This is a genomic window from Streptococcus bovismuti (assembly GCF_042436615.2).
Lineage (GTDB): Bacteria > Bacillota > Bacilli > Lactobacillales > Streptococcaceae > Streptococcus.
Genome location: NZ_JBHMFR020000006.1, coordinates 65,378 through 86,887 on the forward strand (window position 1 = coordinate 65,378; position 21,510 = coordinate 86,887).

Annotated in this window: 21 protein-coding genes; 4 read left to right on the plus strand and 17 right to left on the minus strand. The window is 42.5% G+C overall.

All coding sequences use genetic code 11. The annotated features are described in order from the left end of the window. Positions 1–180: 180 nt before the first annotated feature. From ACERDH_RS07120 to ACERDH_RS07135, 4 genes are all read right to left on the minus strand, one after another. The gene (locus ACERDH_RS07120; protein WP_020902151.1) at positions 181–885 is read right to left on the minus strand and encodes an MIP/aquaporin family protein; all 705 of its coding nucleotides are present in this window, start codon (positions 883–885) and stop codon (positions 181–183) included. Between the two features lie 70 nt (positions 886–955). Further along, positions 956–2,782 carry a type 1 glycerol-3-phosphate oxidase gene (gene glpO, locus ACERDH_RS07125; protein WP_218493586.1) on the minus strand — a complete coding sequence of 609 codons (1,827 nt, stop codon included), beginning with the start codon at positions 2,780–2,782 and terminating at the stop codon, positions 956–958. Positions 2,783–2,823: 41 nt separating this feature from the next. Continuing rightward, on the minus strand, positions 2,824–4,332 hold the full coding sequence (glpK, locus tag ACERDH_RS07130; RefSeq protein ID WP_020902154.1) for a glycerol kinase GlpK: 1,509 nt from the start codon (positions 4,330–4,332) through the stop codon (positions 2,824–2,826). 159 nt (positions 4,333–4,491) lie between these two features. Next, complete coding sequence (locus ACERDH_RS07135; protein WP_386685554.1) at positions 4,492–5,919, minus strand: AcpB/EbpR/MafR family transcriptional regulator; 1,428 nt, start codon at positions 5,917–5,919, stop codon at positions 4,492–4,494. A 164-nt stretch (positions 5,920–6,083) separates the two neighbouring features. On the opposite strand from ACERDH_RS07135, the gene hslO reads away from it, so the two are divergent. From hslO to ACERDH_RS07150, 3 genes are read left to right on the plus strand one after another with little or no spacing between them, the layout of a single operon-like run. Next, positions 6,084–6,956, plus strand: coding sequence for an Hsp33 family molecular chaperone HslO (gene hslO, locus ACERDH_RS07140; RefSeq protein WP_031227923.1), 873 nt, complete (start codon positions 6,084–6,086; stop codon positions 6,954–6,956). After that, the gene (dusB, locus tag ACERDH_RS07145) at positions 6,943–7,923 is read left to right on the plus strand and encodes a tRNA dihydrouridine synthase DusB (protein ID WP_000183308.1); all 981 of its coding nucleotides are present in this window, start codon (positions 6,943–6,945) and stop codon (positions 7,921–7,923) included. Before hslO ends, dusB begins: the two co-directional genes overlap by 14 nt. 1 nt (position 7,924) lies before the next feature. After that, a complete protein-coding gene (locus ACERDH_RS07150) occupies positions 7,925–8,476 on the plus strand; it encodes a cysteine hydrolase family protein (RefSeq protein ID WP_386685556.1) in 552 nt (183 codons plus the stop codon). A 69-nt stretch (positions 8,477–8,545) separates the two neighbouring features. On the opposite strand, the gene ACERDH_RS07155 is transcribed toward ACERDH_RS07150, so the two are convergent. Next, positions 8,546–9,244, minus strand: coding sequence for a hypothetical protein (locus ACERDH_RS07155; RefSeq protein ID WP_386685558.1), 699 nt, complete (start codon positions 9,242–9,244; stop codon positions 8,546–8,548). A 279-nt stretch (positions 9,245–9,523) separates the two neighbouring features. On the opposite strand from ACERDH_RS07155, the gene ACERDH_RS07160 reads away from it, so the two are divergent. Next, positions 9,524–9,754, plus strand: coding sequence for a hypothetical protein (locus tag ACERDH_RS07160; RefSeq protein WP_386685559.1), 231 nt, complete (start codon positions 9,524–9,526; stop codon positions 9,752–9,754). Between the two features lie 73 nt (positions 9,755–9,827). On the opposite strand, the gene ACERDH_RS07165 is transcribed toward ACERDH_RS07160, so the two are convergent. From ACERDH_RS07165 to dnaB, 12 genes are all read right to left on the minus strand, one after another. Beyond that, positions 9,828–10,601 carry an NUDIX domain-containing protein gene (locus ACERDH_RS07165; RefSeq protein WP_386685560.1) on the minus strand — a complete coding sequence of 258 codons (774 nt, stop codon included), beginning with the start codon at positions 10,599–10,601 and terminating at the stop codon, positions 9,828–9,830. Between the two features lies 1 nt (position 10,602). Then, positions 10,603–11,382: a nicotinamide riboside transporter PnuC gene (gene pnuC, locus ACERDH_RS07170; RefSeq protein ID WP_227326017.1), complete on the minus strand. Its 780-nt coding sequence runs from the start codon at positions 11,380–11,382 to the stop codon at positions 10,603–10,605. A 9-nt stretch (positions 11,383–11,391) separates the two neighbouring features. Continuing rightward, the gene (locus ACERDH_RS07175) at positions 11,392–12,450 is read right to left on the minus strand and encodes an AAA family ATPase (RefSeq protein ID WP_386685561.1); all 1,059 of its coding nucleotides are present in this window, start codon (positions 12,448–12,450) and stop codon (positions 11,392–11,394) included. 146 nt (positions 12,451–12,596) lie between these two features. Further along, positions 12,597–15,029 carry an ATP-dependent Clp protease ATP-binding subunit gene (locus ACERDH_RS07180; protein WP_314499147.1) on the minus strand — a complete coding sequence of 811 codons (2,433 nt, stop codon included), beginning with the start codon at positions 15,027–15,029 and terminating at the stop codon, positions 12,597–12,599. A gap of 1 nt (position 15,030) precedes the next feature. Beyond that, positions 15,031–15,489: a CtsR family transcriptional regulator gene (locus ACERDH_RS07185; protein ID WP_004261972.1), complete on the minus strand. Its 459-nt coding sequence runs from the start codon at positions 15,487–15,489 to the stop codon at positions 15,031–15,033. Positions 15,490–15,607: 118 nt separating this feature from the next. Continuing rightward, entirely contained in the window at positions 15,608–16,336 is a 729-nt protein-coding gene (locus ACERDH_RS07190; protein ID WP_023936794.1) for an ABC transporter ATP-binding protein, read from the minus strand. After that, positions 16,336–17,343, minus strand: coding sequence for an ABC transporter substrate-binding protein (locus tag ACERDH_RS07195; RefSeq protein ID WP_004261900.1), 1,008 nt, complete (start codon positions 17,341–17,343; stop codon positions 16,336–16,338). Before ACERDH_RS07195 ends, ACERDH_RS07190 begins: the two co-directional genes overlap by 1 nt. A 38-nt stretch (positions 17,344–17,381) precedes the next feature. After that, on the minus strand, positions 17,382–18,140 hold the full coding sequence (locus ACERDH_RS07200) for an ABC transporter permease (protein WP_024057369.1): 759 nt from the start codon (positions 18,138–18,140) through the stop codon (positions 17,382–17,384). Beyond that, complete coding sequence (locus ACERDH_RS07205; protein ID WP_000647655.1) at positions 18,103–18,393, minus strand: thiamine-binding protein; 291 nt, start codon at positions 18,391–18,393, stop codon at positions 18,103–18,105. The genes ACERDH_RS07200 and ACERDH_RS07205 overlap by 38 nt, the downstream gene beginning before the upstream one ends. A 253-nt stretch (positions 18,394–18,646) precedes the next feature. After that, entirely contained in the window at positions 18,647–19,765 is a 1,119-nt protein-coding gene (cbpD, locus tag ACERDH_RS07210; RefSeq protein WP_386685564.1) for a choline binding-anchored murein hydrolase CbpD, read from the minus strand. An 89-nt stretch (positions 19,766–19,854) separates the two neighbouring features. Then, positions 19,855–20,121 carry a Veg family protein gene (locus ACERDH_RS07215; protein WP_001278169.1) on the minus strand — a complete coding sequence of 89 codons (267 nt, stop codon included), beginning with the start codon at positions 20,119–20,121 and terminating at the stop codon, positions 19,855–19,857. 1 nt (position 20,122) lies between these two features. After that, entirely contained in the window at positions 20,123–21,475 is a 1,353-nt protein-coding gene (gene dnaB / locus ACERDH_RS07220; protein WP_386685566.1) for a replicative DNA helicase, read from the minus strand. Between the last annotated feature and the right edge of the window lie 35 nt (positions 21,476–21,510).

The window sequence follows — 21,510 nt, forward strand, 5'->3', positions numbered from 1 at the left end:
TAAAATAGCAGAAAACAAAAGTGAGATTTTTCACATAAAAAAGCAAAAACTATTGCCTTTATTATTCCTATTTTTTGAAGGAATTATTATCGTTGATTGGATAGTACTAATTAGTTATACTCAATGAAAAAAAGCCTGAGATACTCATCTCAAGCTTTATCAACATAATTGTTTTCTAGATTAGAAAAGTGAGAATACAAGCACGGCTAAGGCTGCACCGATAACAGGTCCCACAACAGGAATCCAAGCATAAGACCAGTCTCCGTCTCCCTTGTTTGAAATTGGAAGGATACTGTGCATGATACGAGGTCCAAGGTCACGCGCTGGGTTCAAGGCACAACCTGTTGTTCCACCTAGTGATAGAACGATACCGACAATCAAAGTTCCCACTGCGAAGGTTCCGATTCCTGCTTGAAGGTCATAAAGTCCCAAAGCAAAGATTGTTAATACCAATACAAAAGTTCCTAGGATTTCACTAATCAAGTTTGATACAGTATCTTTTATAGCTGGTCCAGTACTGAAGGTTGCCAGGATATTGCCTGCATTTTCTTCTGCCTCATAATGCGGTTTGAATTGCAACCAAACCAAAATCTGACCCAGCATAGCCCCTGCGAACTGAGCTAGGATGTATGGGAAAACGGAAGCCCAAGAGAGCGTTCCTTTTAAGGCCATCGCAAACGTTACAGCTGGATTTAGGTGGGCTGGGCTGAGCGTGCCAGATACAAAAGCCGCAACGGCTACAGCAATTCCCCAACCCATAGTAATCACAATCCAACCTGCATTGTTGCTCTTGGTTTTAGGAAGAACCACACCTGCAACAACACCATTTCCTAGAAGAATCAGGATTAAAGTCCCCAAAAATTCTCCAAATAATTCTTTCATCATATCGTTGTCTCCATTTTAAAGAAGGAGAGGGAAGGCAAGGAAGGCTTGTCTCCCTCTCTTCTAGTTTTTCTTAATTTTTCAATTCCGCTAGATCGTTGTTAGCAAGAGCTGCTTCGACATCAGCACGGTAAGTTGCTTTTTCATCTTCTGTCCATTCGTAGAAACGTCCCATTTCATCTAGAACTGGCTCTACAATGCTGTCCAAGCTATCACGCATAAAGAGCATGTGGTTGGTACGACGAAGGAGGAAGTCAACTGGGCTAAGAGCCAACTCATTGCGCATTGCATAGTGAAGGGACAAGGTGTCTGCCAAGCTGAGTCCTGGCGCTTGTTCCAAGCTGTGAGCAAGGGCAAAGACCTTCGGTGCATTTGAACCGTAAAGATTTGCTAGATAGTGAGCTTCCTTGCTATCCAATCCACGTGACACTCCAAGTTGCGCAAAGGCTTCGATTTCTGAGTCCACATTTGCTGGATTCAATTCTCCACCTGAAACAGGGTAAGTCTTAGAGTTGATGAGTTTAAAACTACGGTCAAATTCTGCTTTGAGGATATCGACCACGCGCTCCATAGCTCCTTCAGCCATCTTACGGTAGTCTGTAATTTTACCACCAGCAAGGGTCAGCAGACCATTATCATCACGGTCCAAGCTAGAACCACGAGAAACTGCGGATGGGTCCAAATGTTTCTCAGATGTGCTGCTTTCAAGCTTGCTGACAGCAGATTCAACATCTTCACGCGTTTTTTCTTTCGATAGATAAGCTTCGACAGTCGCAATCAAAGTATTGAAGCTCTCATCGCTAATGGTTCCGTTATTTCCGCCATTGTAGTCAGAAGCACTATTGCCTGCGATCAATGGACGAAGACCTGCCCAGCTGCTTTCGATATCATCAATGGTGATATTAGCTTCTGGGAAGCGGTTGTTGACAATGCCAAGCAGATAATCTACATCTTCCTGCGTCACTTTTGGATGTTCTAAATCTCCTGTGTAGTCTGTATCGGTTGTACCGAAGTAAGTCTTGTTTTCACGTGGGAGAACAAAGACCATACGGCCATCACCCAAACCTGTATCAAAGTAAACTGGCTGTGAAACCTTGATTTTGCTTGAATCCACTACCAAGTGAACTCCCTTAGTTGGACGCATTTGTGAGAATTGTGTTCCCTTATTAGACAAGTTACGTACTTTATCACTCCAAGGACCTGTTGTGTTGATAACCAGACGAGCCTTAATTTCAAAGACTTGGTCTGTCAACAAATCACGAGCTACAACACCAGTAATCTTGCCACTTTCGTCAAAGAGGAAGCCTTCTGCCTTAACATGGTTGGCAATGAGGGCACCATCTTGATTGGCACGTTTGATGTTTTCAATCACGAGACGCGCATCGTTGTTACGGAAGTCAAGGTAAACCCCGCCTCCTACCAAGCCTTCTTTCTTCAAGTTTGGTTGACGTTCCAAGACTTCTTCCTTGCTCAAGACCTTGTTGGCTGCTGGCGTATTGTTAACCCCTGCCAAAAGGTCGTACAAGTCCATGGCTACTTTCAGACGGAAGAGGCTAAAGGTCGCTCCATCTTCATCGTAAACTGGCAAGAGCATTGGGTCTGGTTTTGGAATGTGTGGAGCGATTTGTTGAACTACTGCACGTTCAGAAACCGTATCTGACACCACTTCCACGTCAAATTGTTTGAGGTAACGCAGACCTCCGTGAACCAATTTTGTTGAACGACTTGATGTTCCTTCTGCGAAGTCCTGCATTTCGATCAAACCAGTTTCAAGACCACTAGCTGCCGCCTGCAAAGCTACACCAGCACCAGTGATTCCTCCACCAATAATCAAGAGGTCCAGGGTTCGTTCCTGCATTTTTTTAATTGATAATTCACGTGTTTTCTTTGAAAATTCCATATTTACACACTTTCTAATTAAGTCGCTTTATTCTTCCAGTATTAGTCATCGATTTCCGCAAAGACTTGCGTTGCTTTTACAGCCTTCTTCCAGCCCTTGTAGAGTTGTTCCTTGCGCGATTCGTTCATAGATGGCTCAAAGAGTTCTCCTGTCTCGTTCAAGAGTTTCAACTCATCCAAGTCCTTCCAGTAACCTACTGACAAACCTGCTAGGAAGGCTGCCCCCAGAGCTGTTGTTTCCAAGTTTTTGGCGCGTGCGATATCGATTCCCAAAATGTCAGCTTGGAACTGCATGAGGAAATTATTCATAGCTGCACCACCGTCTACTTTCAAGACTTGGATAGCTGTCTGAGCATCCACTTGCATGGTGTCGATGATGTCACGTACTTGATAAGCAATAGATTGCAAAGTCGCCTTGATAAAGTCTTCTTTACTTGTTCCACGAGTTAAGCCAAAGACAGAACCGCGAGCGTTTTGGTTCCAGTATGGAGCACCTAGACCTGTAAAGGCTGGAACGACATAAACTTCATCATTGTTGTGAGAATCACGGGCATATTTTTCAGATTCTGGTGAATTTTCAACCATGCGAAGTCCATCACGAAGCCACTGAATGGCGCTGCCTGCGATGAAGATTGAACCTTCCAAGGCATAGTAAACCTTGCCATTGATTCCGTAACCAATGGTTGTTAATAGGTTGTTCTCAGACAACTGCATCTCTTCACCAGTATTCATGATGATGAAAGAACCTGTTCCATAAGTATTCTTGACCATACCTGGTTCAAAGGCCAACTGTCCAAAGAGGGCTGCTTGTTGGTCCCCAGCCATACCTGAGATTGGCACTTCTCCACCGTAGAAATGGAATGGAGCTGTCTTACCATAGATTTCAGAGTTAGAACGAACTTCTGGCAACATAGCCTTTGGAATGTTGAGGATTTCCAAAATCTCATCATCCCATTTAAGTTCTTTAATGTTATAAAGCATGGTACGAGCTGCATTTGAGTAGTCCGTCACGTGAGCCGCACCGTCAGTCAATTTCCAAACCAACCAAGTATCGATGGTACCAAAGAGCAATTCCCCTTTTTCTGCTCGCTCTTGAGCACCTTCTACATGATCCAAAATCCAACGAACCTTGGTAGCAGAGAAGTAAGCATCGATGATCAAACCAGTCTTTTCATGGAATTTTTCCACATAACCTTGGCTTTTTAGTTGCTCAGCCAAAGGAGCTGTCTGGCGTGATTGCCAAACGATAGCGTTGTAGATCGGAAGTCCTGTTTTCTTATCCCAGACAACAGTTGTTTCACGTTGGTTAGTGATTCCTATTGCCTCAATTTGATTTGGCTTGACACCACTTTCGATGAAAGCACCCGCAATAACTGACTGAACTGAGTTCCAAATTTCATTGGCATTGTGCTCAACCCAACCTGCCTGAGGGAAAATCTGAGTGAACTCCTTTTGGCTCGAGCTGACCTTTTCTCCTTTTTTGTTGAAAATAATGGCACGAGAACTTGTAGTTCCCTGGTCAATGGCCATGATGTATTTTTCTTGTGACATGTGCTGTCCTCCTGATAAAGATCTTGAGGATGTTTCCTCTTTACACTTACTAGTATACAAAATAAAGCGCTTTCTTGTTTATCAACTTTTTTTAATTTTTTAAAAAATGTGAGGAGATTGTGTGAATTTCACAAAAAAGACCTGGAACAACCAAGCCTTTTAAGTGAATAATAACTGACGAATCCCTGCCAAATCTTCCATATCCAAGTCATTTTTTAAATAATAAACTGGTGTCTGTTCCTTCTTATGAATCGGGTTATTGGTAACCAGCAAATCATAATGCCGAGTTCTGTCATAGGCTTCAATGGTGATAAAACGATTGTATTCCAAATACCGTTTTAAAATAGCTGCCATCCTTGAAAAGACAAGAAAACCAGATGTCAAATCCAGACCAATCCGCATATGCTGACCACCATTTTCAGCTATATATTCGATCAACTGGAGCCATTCCCAGAGAATTTTCTTATCCAAATCCGTCCCCTGTTGAAAGGCAGGTAGAGCATGAAAAATCTCCTCTGCTATCTCTTTAAAATTATGTTCCATCAACAAATAAGGATGACGATTCTCTAACTGGTACTTGTAGCGGTCCTGCAAGATATAACCCTTATAGAGATAGACTTGTGCACAAAGTTGACTGAGTTCATAGGTGACATGGTCCTCTGTATAATCCCCCAGCAACTCCTCCTTCTTCATTTCTTGAATCAATTGCGTCAGTAAATCTACCAACTGCCCTCCAAAACCAAGGACATACTCCATAGTATGAAGAGGAAGAATGCGATGAGATAGGAGGAAAGAGAAGAAAATCATCATCTCCCCATCCTCAGTTCCAAGAGGAAGGTGTTGCCCAGCAAAAAAGGACGGAGCCTTTCTCAACAAGCGAAGGTAGAAAATATTGTCAAAATACCCTCGCATTTTTTCTTCTATCACTTGAAACTGACAGGCATTGACCCGAAGACGTTGCTGACTGATATGAGACCAGAGAACCAAGTCCAATTTCTGCCCCGAAGACAAACTCGCACCACAGATTTCTTCTAGAGTGGCAATCTCCTGCTTTCTCTCAGCTTTCTGCATGTGACCTTCCCACTCCTGACTAGACCATACCTTGCGGAAAAGACAGAAATAGAAATAGCGAATCTGATGCTCTGGACCTCGCCAACGTCCATTTTGGATGGATAAATCAAATTCTGACAAAATCTGATTTAAACCAGCCAAATGGCGACCAAGTGTTGCCTCACTAATCATTAATTCTTGAGCCAGCTGATGGGCTAAAAACTGTTGGTGGTAGAGAAGATAAACCAAAATCTGGTATTTAACAGCATTCTCCAAAAACAAGCTCCGGATATCTCTCCCCTTGGTAGCTGCACCAATTGACAGACGCAAATTTTCATCTTCTATGGAGATGTTCAGCTCTAAACCACTGTCCAAAGCCTTATCATTGAGCAGGGTGACATATTTAGTTAGGGTTGCTTTTGAAAATCCTGTTTCCTCCATTACAGCCTTGACGGTCGTCTGAGACTCTTGTAATAGAAAGGAAAGGATTGAAAATTGGCCAGATTCTGCCTTTTCCATCAAATCTCCTAAATGCATTTGTTACCCCTTTCATTTTCTACCTTAAGCATAGCATAAATCTTACAAATGCTGAAATAATCTGTTTCTCTTTTTATTTTCATGCTGATTTCCTAGTCCATTATCCTGAAAATCAGCAAACACACGGCTCCCCCTTTGGGCATTTTTATGCTAAAATAGTAGCTATGGATAAAATTATTAAAACTATATCAGAAAGCGGAGCCTTTCGTGCTTTTGTCCTTGATAGCACAGAAACCGTCCGCACTGCTCAAGAAAAACATCAAACCCAAGCCAGCTCAACTGTCGCGCTCGGTCGAACTCTTATCGCCAGCCAGATTCTCGCAGCCAATGAAAAAGGAAATACCAAACTAACAGTGAAGGTACTGGGATCTAGCTCTCTAGGAGCCATTATCACCGTTGCTGATACCAAGGGGAACGTCAAAGGCTACGTTCAAAATCCTGGTGTTGACATCAAAAAGACTGCAACTGGTGAAGTCCTAGTTGGACCTTTTGTTGGAAATGGTCAATTCCTCGTTATCACAGACTACGGTACTGGAAATCCTTACAACTCTATGACTCCCCTCATCTCTGGGGAAATCGGTGAAGACCTTGCCTTTTACCTGACTGAGAGCCAACAAACCCCTTCAGCAGTCGGTCTCAATGTCCTTTTGGACGAGGAAGACAAGGTCAAGGTCGCAGGTGGTTTCCTAGTTCAAGTTTTGCCAGGAGCCAAGGAAGAAGAGATTGCTCGTTTTGAGAAACGCATCCAAGAAATGCCAGCTATCTCGACGCTTCTGGAGAGCGACGACCATATCGAAGCCCTCCTCAAAGCAATCTACGGTGACGAGGCCTACAAGCGTCTTTCTGAAGAAGAAATCCGTTTCCAATGTGACTGTAGCCATGAACGCTTTATGAACGCTCTTGCCAGCCTTCCAAGCTCAGACTTACAGGAAATGAAAGAGGAAGATCACGGGGCAGAAATCACTTGTCAATTCTGCCAAACTACTTACAACTTTGATGAAAACGACCTGGAGGAACTCATTCGTGACAAATCTTAATACACCTTTTATGATTGGCAATGTTGAGATTCCCAATCGTACCGTTTTAGCACCCATGGCTGGTGTGACTAACTCAGCCTTTCGTACTATCGCAAAAGAGCTCGGAGCTGGACTCGTTGTCATGGAAATGGTCTCTGACAAGGGAATCCAATACAACAACGAAAAAACCCTGCACATGCTTCATATCGATGAAGGCGAAAACCCTGTTTCTATCCAACTTTTTGGTAGTGATGAAGACAGCCTAGCACGCGCAGCAGAATTCATCCAAGAAAACACCAAAACCGATATCGTGGATATCAACATGGGCTGCCCAGTTAACAAAATCGTGAAGAACGAAGCTGGCGCTATGTGGCTCAAGGATCCAGATAAGATTTACTCTATCATCAACAAGGTCCAATCTGTCCTTGATATCCCCCTTACTGTCAAAATGCGTACAGGCTGGGCTGACCCGTCTCTTGCAGTAGAAAATGCCCTCGCTGCTGAAGCAGCAGGTGTTTCTGCCCTCGCCATGCATGGCCGTACTCGTGAACAAATGTATACAGGCCACGCAGACCTTGAGACTCTTCACAAGGTCGCTCAAGCTCTGACCAAGATTCCCTTCATCGCCAACGGTGATATCCGTACGGTCCAAGAAGCCAAACAACGCATCGAAGAAGTCGGGGCTGACGCAGTTATGATTGGCCGCGCTGCCATGGGAAATCCTTACCTCTTCAATCAAATTAACCACTACTTTGAAACAGGAGAAATCCTACCTGATTTGACCTTTGAAGATAAGATGAAAATCGCCTACGAACACTTGAAACGCTTGATTAACCTCAAAGGAGAAAACGTGGCAGTTCGTGAATTCCGTGGACTCGCTCCTCACTACCTCCGTGGAACATCTGGCGCAGCCAAACTCCGTGGAGCCATTTCACAAGCTAGCACTCTGGCAGAGATTGAGGCTCTCTTGCAGTTGGATAAGGCCTAAAATGGTTCATACTGCTCTACTGGTTATCGATATGCAAAAAGCATTTGATAACCCTATCTGGGGAGAACGAAATAACCCTCAAGCTGAACATCAAGCATTGAGATTACTGGCATACTTTCGTAAACACTCTCTTCCAGTCTTACATGTTCAACACATATCTGACAATCCTCAGTCACAATTTCATAACAAACAAAATCAGGTGTTTAAAAGTGGATTTGAACCAGTCACCTCAGAACCTGTCTTTCAAAAAACAGTTAATAGCGCCTTTATTGGAACAAATCTTGAAACATATTTACGAAAAAAACAGATTGGTCATTTAGTCCTTGTTGGCTTGACTCTGCCTCATTGTGTATCTACTACGACACGAATGGCAGCAAATCTTGGTTTTGAAGTCACTTTACTAGCAGATGCCACTGCCAGTTTTACCCTATCTAACAAAAACGGTCAAGCCATCTCTCCTGAGACTATCCATGAGATTAATCTCCTTTCTCTACAAGATGAGTTTGCTCAAATTCTTACTACAGAAGAATTTTTAACCCAAGTACAAGTATAAAATAATCCGTCAACTCTTATTGAGCTGACGGATTTTCTTTGATTGTAAAAATTCAAATACTGAGGGTTATTATTGACTCAAAGCAACACTGGAAACCTTACCATCCGCTCCTGTTGTAATTTGGATGACTTTTCCTCCACCAATTTTGGCATTATACTTACCATCATCAAGAGTATAAGAATAGCCTTTGATAGAGTAATTTTCTTTCTTTCCATCAGCAGATTCTACTGTAAATTGACCACCTGATGAAACTGTGATGGTTTCGCCATTTGCTCCCTTCCAATTGCCCGCTGCAGCTGAGAAATCACCATCTACCATGGTTAAAACACCCTTGTAGCGTTTATTTTGCTCTGCTTGTTTGTCTTGAAGTTTGCGGTCAGTTGTAGGATCATAGCTTGATTGGTTAGACTGGGCTTGAGGAGCTTGTTGAGTTGAAGGAGTCTGAGCAGAAGTTTGTTGACTAGCCGCCTGTTGATTAGACACTTCTTGACCCTGTCTTTGCTCTGGTGCAGGTGCCGCTTGTGATGGCGTTGCAGTTGCTGAAGATTGATCAGTAGATGCCTTATCCTTTTCAGATGAAGCTGAACTTGAGGACTTCTGAGTCTTGCTTTCTTTGCTAGCAGAAGCTGCTTTAGAGCTTGATGATTGGCTTGTCTTAGCAGAACTGCTCGCTTGAGTTGTTTCCTTTTTATTTCCACAAGCTCCTAATAGCAAAGTAGAAGCCAATACAGTCGCTGCCATCAATTTGATATAGGTTTTCTTTTTCATTTTTCTACTCCTTTGTAATATTTTAGAAATATAAAGAAATCTTTTTGTAATATGATTGTAACATTACGTTTTAAATATGTCAACAATTTATCTAAACTATTTTAAAAATCTTAAATACTTTAGATACATTTACTCCTCCTACTCTTCTATTCGTAATAAAACAGAAAAACAGGAGATTTTCCTATTAAAAATTTGAATTTGTTTTTTGTGTAATCGCTTGCAACTTTAAGTGCAAAGGAATATAATAACATTGAAATAGAATATAGGAGGTGTAGGATTATGTTAAGCAAATATTACAAGTATCTTCCTTGGTTGATTGTGACAGCTATTGTCTCTTATCAATCAGCCACTTACTATGCGCGAACTGCATTTGATGTGTTTTATCTGACTACAATCTTTTTGATTGTTTATATCGCCTTGTTATTTTTACATGAGAACTATCTCAAGTATCGATACAAAGACTTCTTTACTCACCTGTTGAGCAATTCTAAGAAAGATAGCCATCCCTAAAAACAGTCGCAACAGCAAAACCATTTCATGATGGTACATAAAGAGGTCGGGAACTTTGTCCCGACCTCGTTTTTTATTTCAGTCGATAGGTTTTTCTTGGTTTCTTTTTAGGTACTCGTTTGAGCCCGACCTCTTCTACGTACTCGCCATATTTTACGAGAAAGTTATTGCTGACGATTGGACGACCGGGGTTGATGAGATTGACCAGTTCAGTCCCTTCGTAGACAGTGAACTCCTCCTCTAGCAGATAGAGGAAGGTTGGGTTCCAGTCTAGACGGCCTTGGATTCGTTTGATGGATTCTTGGATAATGGCATAATGGTCAAAAGCGAAGGCTTGATCCTCCAACTCTACTCCCTTTGAGAAGCACTTGCCTGTCTGAAAATCGACATCTACAAAAACCACATCCTTGGCATCGTCTCCTGCTTGAACAAGTTCTAATGCACGACTAGGCAAATAAACCAAGTGGGCAATGGTCACTGTCCAGCCCCGTGGGTCACGGCCGGGAGTCGATACGGTCATCAATTGCTCGATTTTTTCCAAAGGAAGATCGAGATTGACTTCTTCTCTCACCTCACGCTGACAGGCATGCGCAGCATCTTCGCCCTTGTCCATAAATCCTCCAACCAGAGCCAAACAATTTTGATAAGGGTGAGCCTTGCGACGAATTAATAAGAGCTTGATATTTCCTTCGACAAAGCAGTAGGCTACCATATCCACCGTCACACTTGGTTTTTCGTATTGAGGAAGTTCCTGCTTGTAGTACCAATCCAAAAATTCCTCCTGACTTGCATGAATTTCAAAATATTCTCTTTCCGTCATCCCTGCTGGAATCATCGTGTCCGTCATTTTATGCCTCCTTACGAACTGCCTTGGTCCATTGGTACCAACCTACTAGACTATTGAGTGTGTAAACCCAGTACATCCCTTGGATGTGGATATTTTCACCCCACCAGAGGTAAATACTAAAGAGATTGGTTGCAATCCAGAAAATCCATTGCTCACGGTAGAGACGTGTCATCAAGAGCTGACCTACACCATTGGTCGCATCGGTAACACTATCACGGAAAGGGCGAGCACTATGGATACTTTGGTAAGCCAAGCCCATACCAATCCAAATGATAGCAGTCAAGGCTAAGTACTTGAGCCAGTCAAAAATAGATAATTTCTTAGCTTCAAAGTGAGATTCTTCTACTTTTCCTTGGTCATTGATACGGTTAGACAGCCAAGCATAGAGGCCAATCGGCTGCATGACAAAGAAGTAAACGGTCGTCAAAACTTCGCCATAAAAAGTCGCATTCATGGCCAAAACTAAATAGATAGCAGAGTTAATGGCCCCAAAGAGATAATTGCTTGCACGCCCTTCTGCTACCAAGATAACACAGACAATCCCAGTCCAAGAGGCAAATAAGCTCATCCAGTCATGACTTTCTGTATTTTGCGTGAATTCCAAGATCAAAGGAACACTTGACAGGACGATGAGATACAACCATTGGAAGAGGCTACGGCCGACAAAGAGATCTTTCCAGAGCAGGTTCATGATTCCTGCAAAACCAATCTTGCGGGCTTCCGCATGGACGTTTTTAAAGTTCTCGATAAATTGTGTGATTTTTTCAGTTAGTTTTTTCATAATTGTCTCCTAATCTGTTTGGTAAATGGCATCAATAGCCACTTTTGCTGCTTCATAATTTCCTAGATAATCCTCAGCTAGATAAACTAGTGGAATGTTTGCTAAGTAGCGCTCCCTCATCTGGTCCAAATGCTGGGAAAAACTATGACGAATATGGTCTTCTGCCATAGTCATATCTCTAAATCCGTCATTGACATAGGAGCCGACAGGCTGCACAAAGAGAATCAAGTCCCATTTTTCCTTAGCTAAGATTGAGGCAAAGAGATTATCAAAAGTCTCTCCTGATAAATCCCCTTGGTCCTCAGTCTCCATGTAATAATCATAGTAGCCCTTGGTTACTAAGGAGTTGGTATCAGCTATCACCAGTCCCCTATTGGCATTACTGTCAATTAACTTAGAGGTCTGGTCATACTGCCCCAACAGGAGATAATAATAATCCTTTGGAGTCAATTCATCGTCGCGGACATTGTTTTTGATCTGGTACTCACGTGCGTATTCCAAGCTGACTGGTGCATCGTAATACCTAGCCAAATCCTTGGCTAGAGTGGTCTTCCCATTGCTGGCACTTCCCATAATCAACACTTTCTTTGTAAACTGACGTCGGAAGGGTTGAGCAATATATTTCCAATATTTGCTTGGATTTTCTCGAATCATAGTCGCTGAGATACCAAACTTTCTTTCTTGCAAGACAGTCTCAAAGCCACGATTTGATAATTCTTGCTGGTAGTCTGCCTCTCCCACAAAGAAAATTAGTTCTTGCTGGGTTTCATCATAGGAAATCTCCAATAACATCTGGTCCAACCACTCCTGCCAGCCCATAGGGTAACGGGGAAGATTAGTCTCATCTAACTTGCAAACGGAGGTCAACTCGTCATCACGAAAAGCCTCTCGGATATAGCGGAATCTTTTTTGAAGCGTTAAGCCTACCTGTTCCCCTCTATCTCCCTCATAGCCTGAAACGACAACCCAGACCTGGTCACACTGCCGCTTCGCTCGCTGAATCAGATCGATATGACCTTGATGAAGCGGAGCAAAGGTTCCAAATACCACTGCTGTTTTCTTTTTCATAAATCTATCACTTTTTTATAATTTTTGATATTTTTATTATCTGTGTTTTTATTATAAACTATATTTTTGTTTTGTCAATAGTTTTTTATCATTTTTTATAAAAAGATTGCAAAAAAAGAATCAAGATTGCTCCTGATTCTCCATTTTTATGCAATATCAAATTTTAACTGGCCTGCTTTAACACCAATCTTAAGTGTGCTGCCTGCCACCAAATCTCCCTTAAGAAGAAGTTCTGCCAACTTGTCCTCAACTTCTGTTTGCAGGGTTCTGCGAAGTGGACGAGCTCCCATCTCTGGGTCATATCCTTGATTTGCCAACAATTTCAGTGCGGAAGCTTGTAATTTCAAGTCAATGCCTTGTTCAGCCAAACTTGCAACTAAAGGTTTGACCATAATCTTCACCACTTCCTGCATATGGTCGCTAGACAGACTATGGAAGACCACCTTTTCATCAATACGATTGATGAATTCCGGTCTATAAGCCTTTTTCAACTCTTCAAACATGCGTTTTTCCATATTTTCCTGGTCAAAACGAATATCCTTAGCCCCAAATCCGACAGTCTTGTCATCCCGAAGGGCTGTCGCACCAAGATTTGACGTCATGATAATAATGGTATTTGAAAAGTCAACCTTGCGACCCTTGCTATCGGTCAAGACACCATCATCCAAGACCTGCAAGAGGACATTAAAGATGTCTGGGTGGGCTTTTTCTACCTCATCAAAGAGGAGAACAGAGTATGGTTTGTTGCGAACCTTCTCGGTCAACTCCCCACCTTCTTCATAACCCACATAGCCCGGAGGAGCTCCGTTGAGACGACTGGCTGCGAATTTCTCCATATACTCACTCATGTCAAAGCGGATAAGGGCTGATTCGTCATCAAAAAGAACTTCTGCCAGAGCCTTGGCCAATTCGGTCTTACCGACACCTGTAGGCCCTAGGAACATAAAGGAACCAATCGGACGCTTATGACTGCGAATCCCTGACTGGTTGCGGCGAATGGCACGGCTAATACTTGAAACAGCTTGATCTTGACCGATGACACGTTTGTGCAGTTCAGCTTCCAAGTTTAAGTATTTCTTAGCATCAGTCTGAGTCAGTTTTTGAACGGGGATACCTGACAAGCGACTCAAGGTGGTCAAAATATCAGACTCTGTCACCAAGTCTTTATAGACAGGCACTTCCTCTTCTTTTGCGATTAGCTGGGCTGCCTGTTTCCACTTGCCATCCATCAAGGCCTTGTCAGCTGGACTCAAACCTGAATCGTCTGCTTTTATATGCTTTGCCTTATTTTGCACTGTTGCTGCTGCCTCATCCAAAAGATCGATAGCAGAGTCTGGCAAGTGACGACTAGTCAAGTAACGATGCGCCATCTTAACCGCTGTTTCAACCGCTTCATCTGTGATTTGCACACGGTGATGTTTCTCATAAGTCACCTTCAAACCTTGCAAAATGGCCATACTGTCGGCCACACTTGGCTCTTCAATCATCACTTTGGCGAAACGACGAGAAAGGGCCGCATCTTTTTCGATGTGTTTTTGATATTCTTCCTGAGTGGTCGCACCAACTGTTCTCAAGGTTCCACGCGCCAAGGCTGGCTTCAAGATATTGGCCGCATCCAGAGTCGAATCAATCCCGCTCCCAGAACCCATGATAGTGTGAAGTTCATCTATAAAGAGGATGACTTGGCCATCTTCTTCAATATCCTTAATGATATTATTCATGCGCTCTTCAAAGTCACCACGGAAACGTGTCCCTGCCACGACATTCATCAAATCAAGCTCTAACACGCGCATCTTAGACATTTCCGTAGGCACATCCCCACTAGCAATTCGCTGGGCAAGACCAAGCGCCAGAGCAGTTTTTCCGACACCAGCAGCCCCAACCAAGACAGGATTATTCTTTGTCTTCCGACTCAAGATTTGAATCATACGCGAGATTTCCTTGTCCCGACCGATGACTGGTTCTAACTTGCCAGAACGCGCTTGCTCTGTCAAATCATGCGTATAGTCCTCGAGACCTCCGCTCGGAGTCTGGGGCATACCCATCATATTAGCCATAGAATTTTGCTTGTCAGCTACTGTACGATGGCGTTGGCGTAGAGCCTTGAGGTCTTCACGAGTCCAGCCTGCACGTTCTTCTAGATTTCGACGTAGGGCAGCAATCTTAACCTGATCTTTCTTGTCTTCATAAGAAAAGCCTGCTCTCTCCAAGATGCGAGTCGCCAAGGCATTGCCATCATGCAAAATCGCATAGAGGACATGCTCTGTCCCTAGCATCTTAGCATGGACCACTGATGCTACATACTCTGCTTCATCAAAAAGAACCTGCAAACGATGGGAGAACGGCAATTCCGTAAAGATTTCATCCTGGCTATAGTCCGTTTCAGTCAGTTCCAAAGCGACCTCTTCTAAACGGTCCATCTCATATGGATAATCATTTAAAGTCGCCCCTGCCACACTATAACTGTGATTGGACATGGCAATCAACAAGTGCCAAGACTCTAGATAACGAGCTCCAAAATGGCCAGCAACCATGTAGGCACTTTCGATACATTCATTCAATGCTTTTGAATAGTTCATCTTACTTCCCTTTTCTATCTACCTCTTGTATGACCTGTCGTAGCATATTAGCTCGAACAACTGGAGCTTCTTCTCCTAGAACGCGATCCAAAGCTACTGCTACCAGCAAATTCATCTCTTGCTTGGTCATCAATTCCTGCTCAACCAAAAGCTGTAGAATATCCTCATAAATTTCTTGACTGACCCGCTCACCAATTGAGTAAAGCAGCTCCCTGAGCATTTCATGATGACTAGAAAACTCAATCCGTCCTATACGAATGTAGCCTCCACCACCACGCTTACTTTCAACCAAGTAGCCTCTACTTTCCGTAAAGCGTGTCTTGATCACATAGTTAATCTGACTGGGAACAACCTGAAAAGTATCCGCCAACTGACTCCGTTGCAACTCCACAATTCCAGATTGATCTAAAATCGCCTTGATGTAGGCCTCAATATGATCCGATGTATTTTTAAATCTCATTACAAACCCACCTCTCTCTTTAAACCTTGACTATCTTTGACTATTATACCGAAATTTTCTCATTTTTAAAAGAAAAAGGGCGCTGGTAAAGGATAATCTTCACCAACTCCCTATTTTTCTACTTATCTAAGCCTAATTCTGCCAAGATTTGACGTTTGTAGGCAATCTTTTGGACTTCCTTGTCCTCATCTTCAGACCAATCTAGTTTAATTTCTGAAACAATCTGCCCAGGGCGATTTTTCAAGATATAGATGCGGTCACTGAGATTGAGGGCCTCCTCGATACTATGCGTGATGATCAAGGTTGTTAGTTGCAACTGCTTGTGAATCTCAAGGTACCAAGCGTGTAGTTCCATCTTGGTCATCTCATCCAAGGCGCTAAAGGCTTCATCTAAGAGAAAGAGCTTGTGCCCAAAAAGATAGGTCCGTAGTAAGGCTACACGCTGGCGCATCCCTCCGCTGAGTTCATGGGGATACTTGTCCCGTACAGCTGTCAACTGGAAGGTCGCAAGAATTTCATCTGCGCGAGCAATAGCTTCTGCCTTATCCACCTTTTGAATCAAGAGGGGCAGAATGATATTACCAAGCACCGTCTTGTGCTCCAAGAGCAGATCCTTTTGTAACATATAACTCACGCGCCCCTTGGGATTTTCTTCACCATCAAGGACAATTCTCCCTGACTGAACTTCTAAAATCCCCGCAATTAAGTTGAAAAGCGTAGTCTTACCAACACCACTTGGGCCTAGGATAGAAACCACTTCACCTGAAGTGACTTTCAGATTGATGTCCTCTAAAATCCTCTCCTGACCATAGGCATAACTGACGTGTTCTAGTCTAATTTCTGTCATTATTTCACAAATTCGTTGGTGAAGCCTTTGTCTGTCAAATCTTCTTTAAGGATACCATTTTCTTTATCCCATTTGTAGAAGGCATTCCAGCGAGCTGCATCAAATTGCCCCCATTTTTCCTTGTCGCTTGCGTATTCTTTTGACAAGTATTTTTGAGATTCGATGACAAAGTCACGTTTTTCCTTGAGTTCAGGTGCATTTTTGATGAGGATATCAGCTGCTTCCTCTGGATGCTCCATAGCATATTGGTAGCCTTTTTTGATAGCTTGGATAACTTTGCGAGCTTCTTCTTTGTTGTCTTTCAAATAGTCGTTGTTAGCAATAATGACTGGTGAGTAATAGTCAAATTCTTTAACGTAGTCTTTCAAGTACATGAAATTAGCATCTACACCTTGAGATTTTGCAAGGATACCATCCCAACCGTAGTAGATCCAAGCAGTATCAAAGACGCCATTGGCAATCGGTGTGATTGAGTTTGAGTCGTTATTTGGTACTTTTTCAACCTTCTCAAAGTCTCCACCTTGAGATTCTACCAAGGTTTTCAACATAGCAAGTTCAGTTGGGTCATTCCATGTCCCGTATTTTTTACCAACCAAGTCCTTTGGACTGCTTACATTGTCAGATTTACGAGAGATGATTCCTGATGTATTGTGTTCAACAATAGCTGCAACGGCAGTAATTCCTGCTCCTTTTTCCAATTTTTTAGCCATATAGTCTTGGAAATAGACTGCAAATGGTGCCTTACCGTTAATAACCAAGTCAGAAGAACTTTCTTCTGGTGGCAATTTCAAATCAACATCCACTCCAGCTTCTTTGAAATAACCTTTTTCCTTAGCAACATAAAGCCCTGTGTGGTTGGTATTTGGCGTCCAGTCTAGGATAAAGTCAATCTTCTTGAGTTCTGCTTCCTTATTATCCTTAGAAGCAGTTCCTTGACCACAGGCCACAAGCACAACAGCTACAAGAGCTGTTAAAACAGTTAAAAACACTTTCCATGTTTTCTTCATTTCAATTTCCTCTTTTCTTTTTCAGAAACATTCTTATTCTACGAACGTTTCCATTTAATAACATATTTTTCACTGACATCAACCAGCTTCATACCGAGAAGACTGATAATCGATACCAGAATAATAATAGCAAACATAGTATCATACTGAAACAGTTTCTTGGACTGAATCATGTAGACACCTAGTCCTTCAAAGCCTCCCAACCACTCAGATACTACTGTTGTGATAAAGGCGTAGGAGACACTGACCCTCAGACCAGCATAAAAGTAAGGCAGACTGACAGGGATTTTAAAATGCCACAGGATTTGCCAAGGTTTGGCCCGCATCAGACTAAACAAGGTCAGCATATCCTTGTCACAATGCCTAAAACCGTCCAAAATGCTGACGATGATAGGAAAGGTTGTTGTCAAGATAATCAAGACAATCTTGGGCAAAATCCCATAACCGAGCCACAAAACCAGGATAGGGGCTATGGCAATGGTCGGGATAGTCTGAACAACCACCATCATAGGGTAAATCAGATCGTTAAGCCAAGTCAAACTGTCCATAAGCACAGCCATGAGACAGGCAATCAAGACTCCCAAAATCAGTCCCAATAAAGCCACTCTCAAGGTGGCCCAGCTATGGTGCCAGAGAAATTCTCTATCACGAACAAAGGACAGGAGAATTTCAAGAGGTGTCGGCAGGATAAACTTGGGGAGAAGTTTAAGAAAACCTGCTAACTGCCAGATTGACAAGACCCCCATAAAGCCCAATAGACTAATGTGTCGTCTCAGTATACTTTTCAAGTTTCTCATCAATACTTAAAATCTCTCCTACATTTATTTTGACATTGGCAAAAACATTATCTGCCTCCTGCCCTGCCACTTCTAGCGCTTCTTTGAGAATGCGCATAAGCTCATCAAACTCCCCTTCCAAGACCGTTTCAAATGGTGTCACCACCATAGTCACCTCTTGAGCTTGCAGATAAGCAATGACTTGATCGATAACAGCAATCCGATCAATCCCCTGTGATAGGGGTAAAATTTGCAAGGCGATGCTTGCTTTCATAAGAACCTCCTCTTCTCGTTTTCCTTTGACAAAAAGAAAAACCTTTGCCATATATGGAAAAGGTCAAGAGTAGACTAAGTATCGTTCCCTACGCTGGCATTACCCAGATCAGGTGCGGTCGAAGCTTAACGCTTCCTCTCAGACTGTACACAGACTCCCATATATTATATGGACATATGATAGCGCAAAACAAAAAAAATGTCAAGGAAACTGCTTACAGAAAAGAGTAGGAAAATTTTCCTACTCCAATTTTCTATACTCGTTCTCCATCACTATTTACTCTGTAGCCATCCACCGTCGTATTGACGGCTAAGGCGCCCGAAGAGTAAGAGTAATACCACTTACCAGAAACTTGATACCAGCCTGTTTTCATTGCCCCTGAACTATCCAGATAATACCACGAGCCATTCTCCTTTAACCAGCCTGTCTGCATTTCACCAGATGATTTCAAATAATACCAGCTAGAACCATCCTTCAACCAGCCTGTTGATTTAGAGCCATTTGATTTGAAATGATACCAACTACCATTTATTTTCTTCCAACCAACAGTTGAGCTACTATTGGATCCATAGCTAGAGCTATTTCCTGATTGATTCTGAGAATTCTGTGAAGAAGTTACTCCCTCTAGCTGGATATAGCGACGGCTTCCATTATAAGCTGTATAACTCAACCACTTGTATCCATCTTTTTCGAGAATTTGATCATAATGAACATTCTCACCAGGATAATAGTAATCAATCGCAGTTGCGCTAGCTAGAGGCTGATTTTTGATAGCAGCCTTAGACTTGAAAAAATGTGTTCCTCCTGTTGAAACTGAGGATTGACTATTCCCAACACTGCCACCAGCTAAATCTTTAAAATGAATAAAGCCAGTCATGGTATTGGCCTTCACGACGCGCTTATTGTAAGATTCCCTTATTCCATAGTTGTATTCTTCAATCTCAATCTCATCTCCAATTACATTTGACACCCAAGCAACATGACCATAAGTTCCTGCAGTAGACCAAGCAATCGAGCCAATCGCTGGCCTATTATCTACACGATATCCTTCGCGACGAGCACGATAGCCCCATTCATTCGCATTTCCATAGGCTCCCGGAATCTCAAAACCATTGACATTACTCAAACGAAAGGCTGCAAAAGAAGTACACTGACGAGAATACATCCGCCATTTATCAATCTCCTGGCTCCCATTTTTATAATAAACAGGATAATCATCCCCACGTGCAATCGAGCCATTTCCCCCCGAATAGGCAGATACACTATTACCCGCTGCTAACATCAATCCTACTACTAAAAAGGGAACAACCTTTTTAGCTGATTTTCTAAAAGAAAATCTTGTCTCTGCTACTTTAAATGGTGAAATTTTCATTCTTCCTCCTTGAAAAATAATATAAGTCGAAGATTACCTTCACTTAAACTATTCGGAGAAAAAAAGAAAAAGTGAGAAAATTTCTCACTTTAGTCAAGATAATGAATCAAATTCTTTTCTGTAAGGATATCTGAATAAGTAAAGGATTCAACGTAAACATTAGCTTGTTTATCTCCTTCAACGTTCCCAAATTCCACGATAAATAGAGATGGATAAACCTCAATTAACTTACCCAATCTATTTTTTTGGCGTTTACGACCATTCTCCAAAGTCATTTCTACGACTTGGCCCTCATGTGCCTTGATTTCTTCTTTGATTTTTTTCATCTTGGCTACATCTGTAAATGCATCTGACATCTTATGCCTCCCTCTTTGAGATACTTGAAAATTTATTGTATTCTTTTTGGAAAATCAATTCCACCGTTCCACGAGCTCCACTACGGTTTTTCTCGATAATAACTTCTACCTTATTATTTGGTATGCCGTCCTCTTCTTCACCACCACGCTCATAGTAATCTTCGCGATAAAGAAAGGCAACGATATCCGCATCCTGCTCAATAGACCCAGATTCCCGAATATCAGACAAGACTGGTCGCTTATCCTGACGTTGTTCTACACCACGAGATAGCTGACTTAGAGCAATTACTGGAACCTTCAGTTCCTTGGCTAGGATTTTCAACTGACGGGAAATTTCAGAAACTTCTTGTTGACGATTTTCTCGACCAGTTCCCGTGATAAGCTGCAAATAGTCTATCAAAATCAAACCAAGATTTCCAGTTTCTTGAGCCAATTTACGAGAACGAGAGCGAATCTCTGTAATCCGAATCCCTGGCGTATCATCGATATAGATACTTGCATTAGCTAGGTTCCCTTGAGCAATGGTATATTTTTGCCACTCCTCATCAGTCAATTGACCCGTACGGATAGAATGCGACTCTACCAACCCTTCTGCCGCAAGCATACGGTCTACTAGACTCTCTGCACCCATTTCGAGCGAAAAGATAGCAACCGTTTTGTCCAACTTAGTCCCAATATTCTGAGCAATATTCAAGGCAAAAGCTGTCTTACCAACCGCCGGACGGGCTGCTAGGATAATCAACTCCTCCTCATGAAGTCCAGTCGTCATATGATCCAAATCACGATAGCCCGTAGCAATACCTGTAATATCAGTCGTTTGTTGAGAGCGAGCTTCCAGATTTCCAAAGTTAACATTCAATACATCTCGAATGTTCTTAAATCCACTTCGATTAGCATTTTCGCTGACATCAATCAGGCCTTTTTCTGCCTGAGCAATGATTTCATCAGCTGGTTGTGAAGCCTCGTAAGCTTGGTTGACAGACTCTGTCAACTTAGCGATTAACCGACGTAGCATCGCCTTCTCTGCAACAATCTTAGCATAATACTCCGCATTAGCAGAAGTTGGCACAGAATTGACAATCTCAACCAAGTAAGACAGGCCACCAATATTCTGCAAATCACCTTGATTATCAAGAATGGTACGAACCGTTGTTGCGTCTATAGCATCGCCACGGTCGGATAAATCAACCATGGCTTGGAAAATCAATCGATGGGCATACTTAAAAAAGTCCCGAGACTCAATATATTCTCGCACAAAAACAAGCTTACTCTCGTCAATAAAGATAGCTCCCAAAACGGATTGCTCAGCTAAGATATCTTGAGGTTGTACTCGTAACTCTTCTACTTCTGCCATCAGACTTCCCTTCCTTTTACAATCTTGTCAAGAAG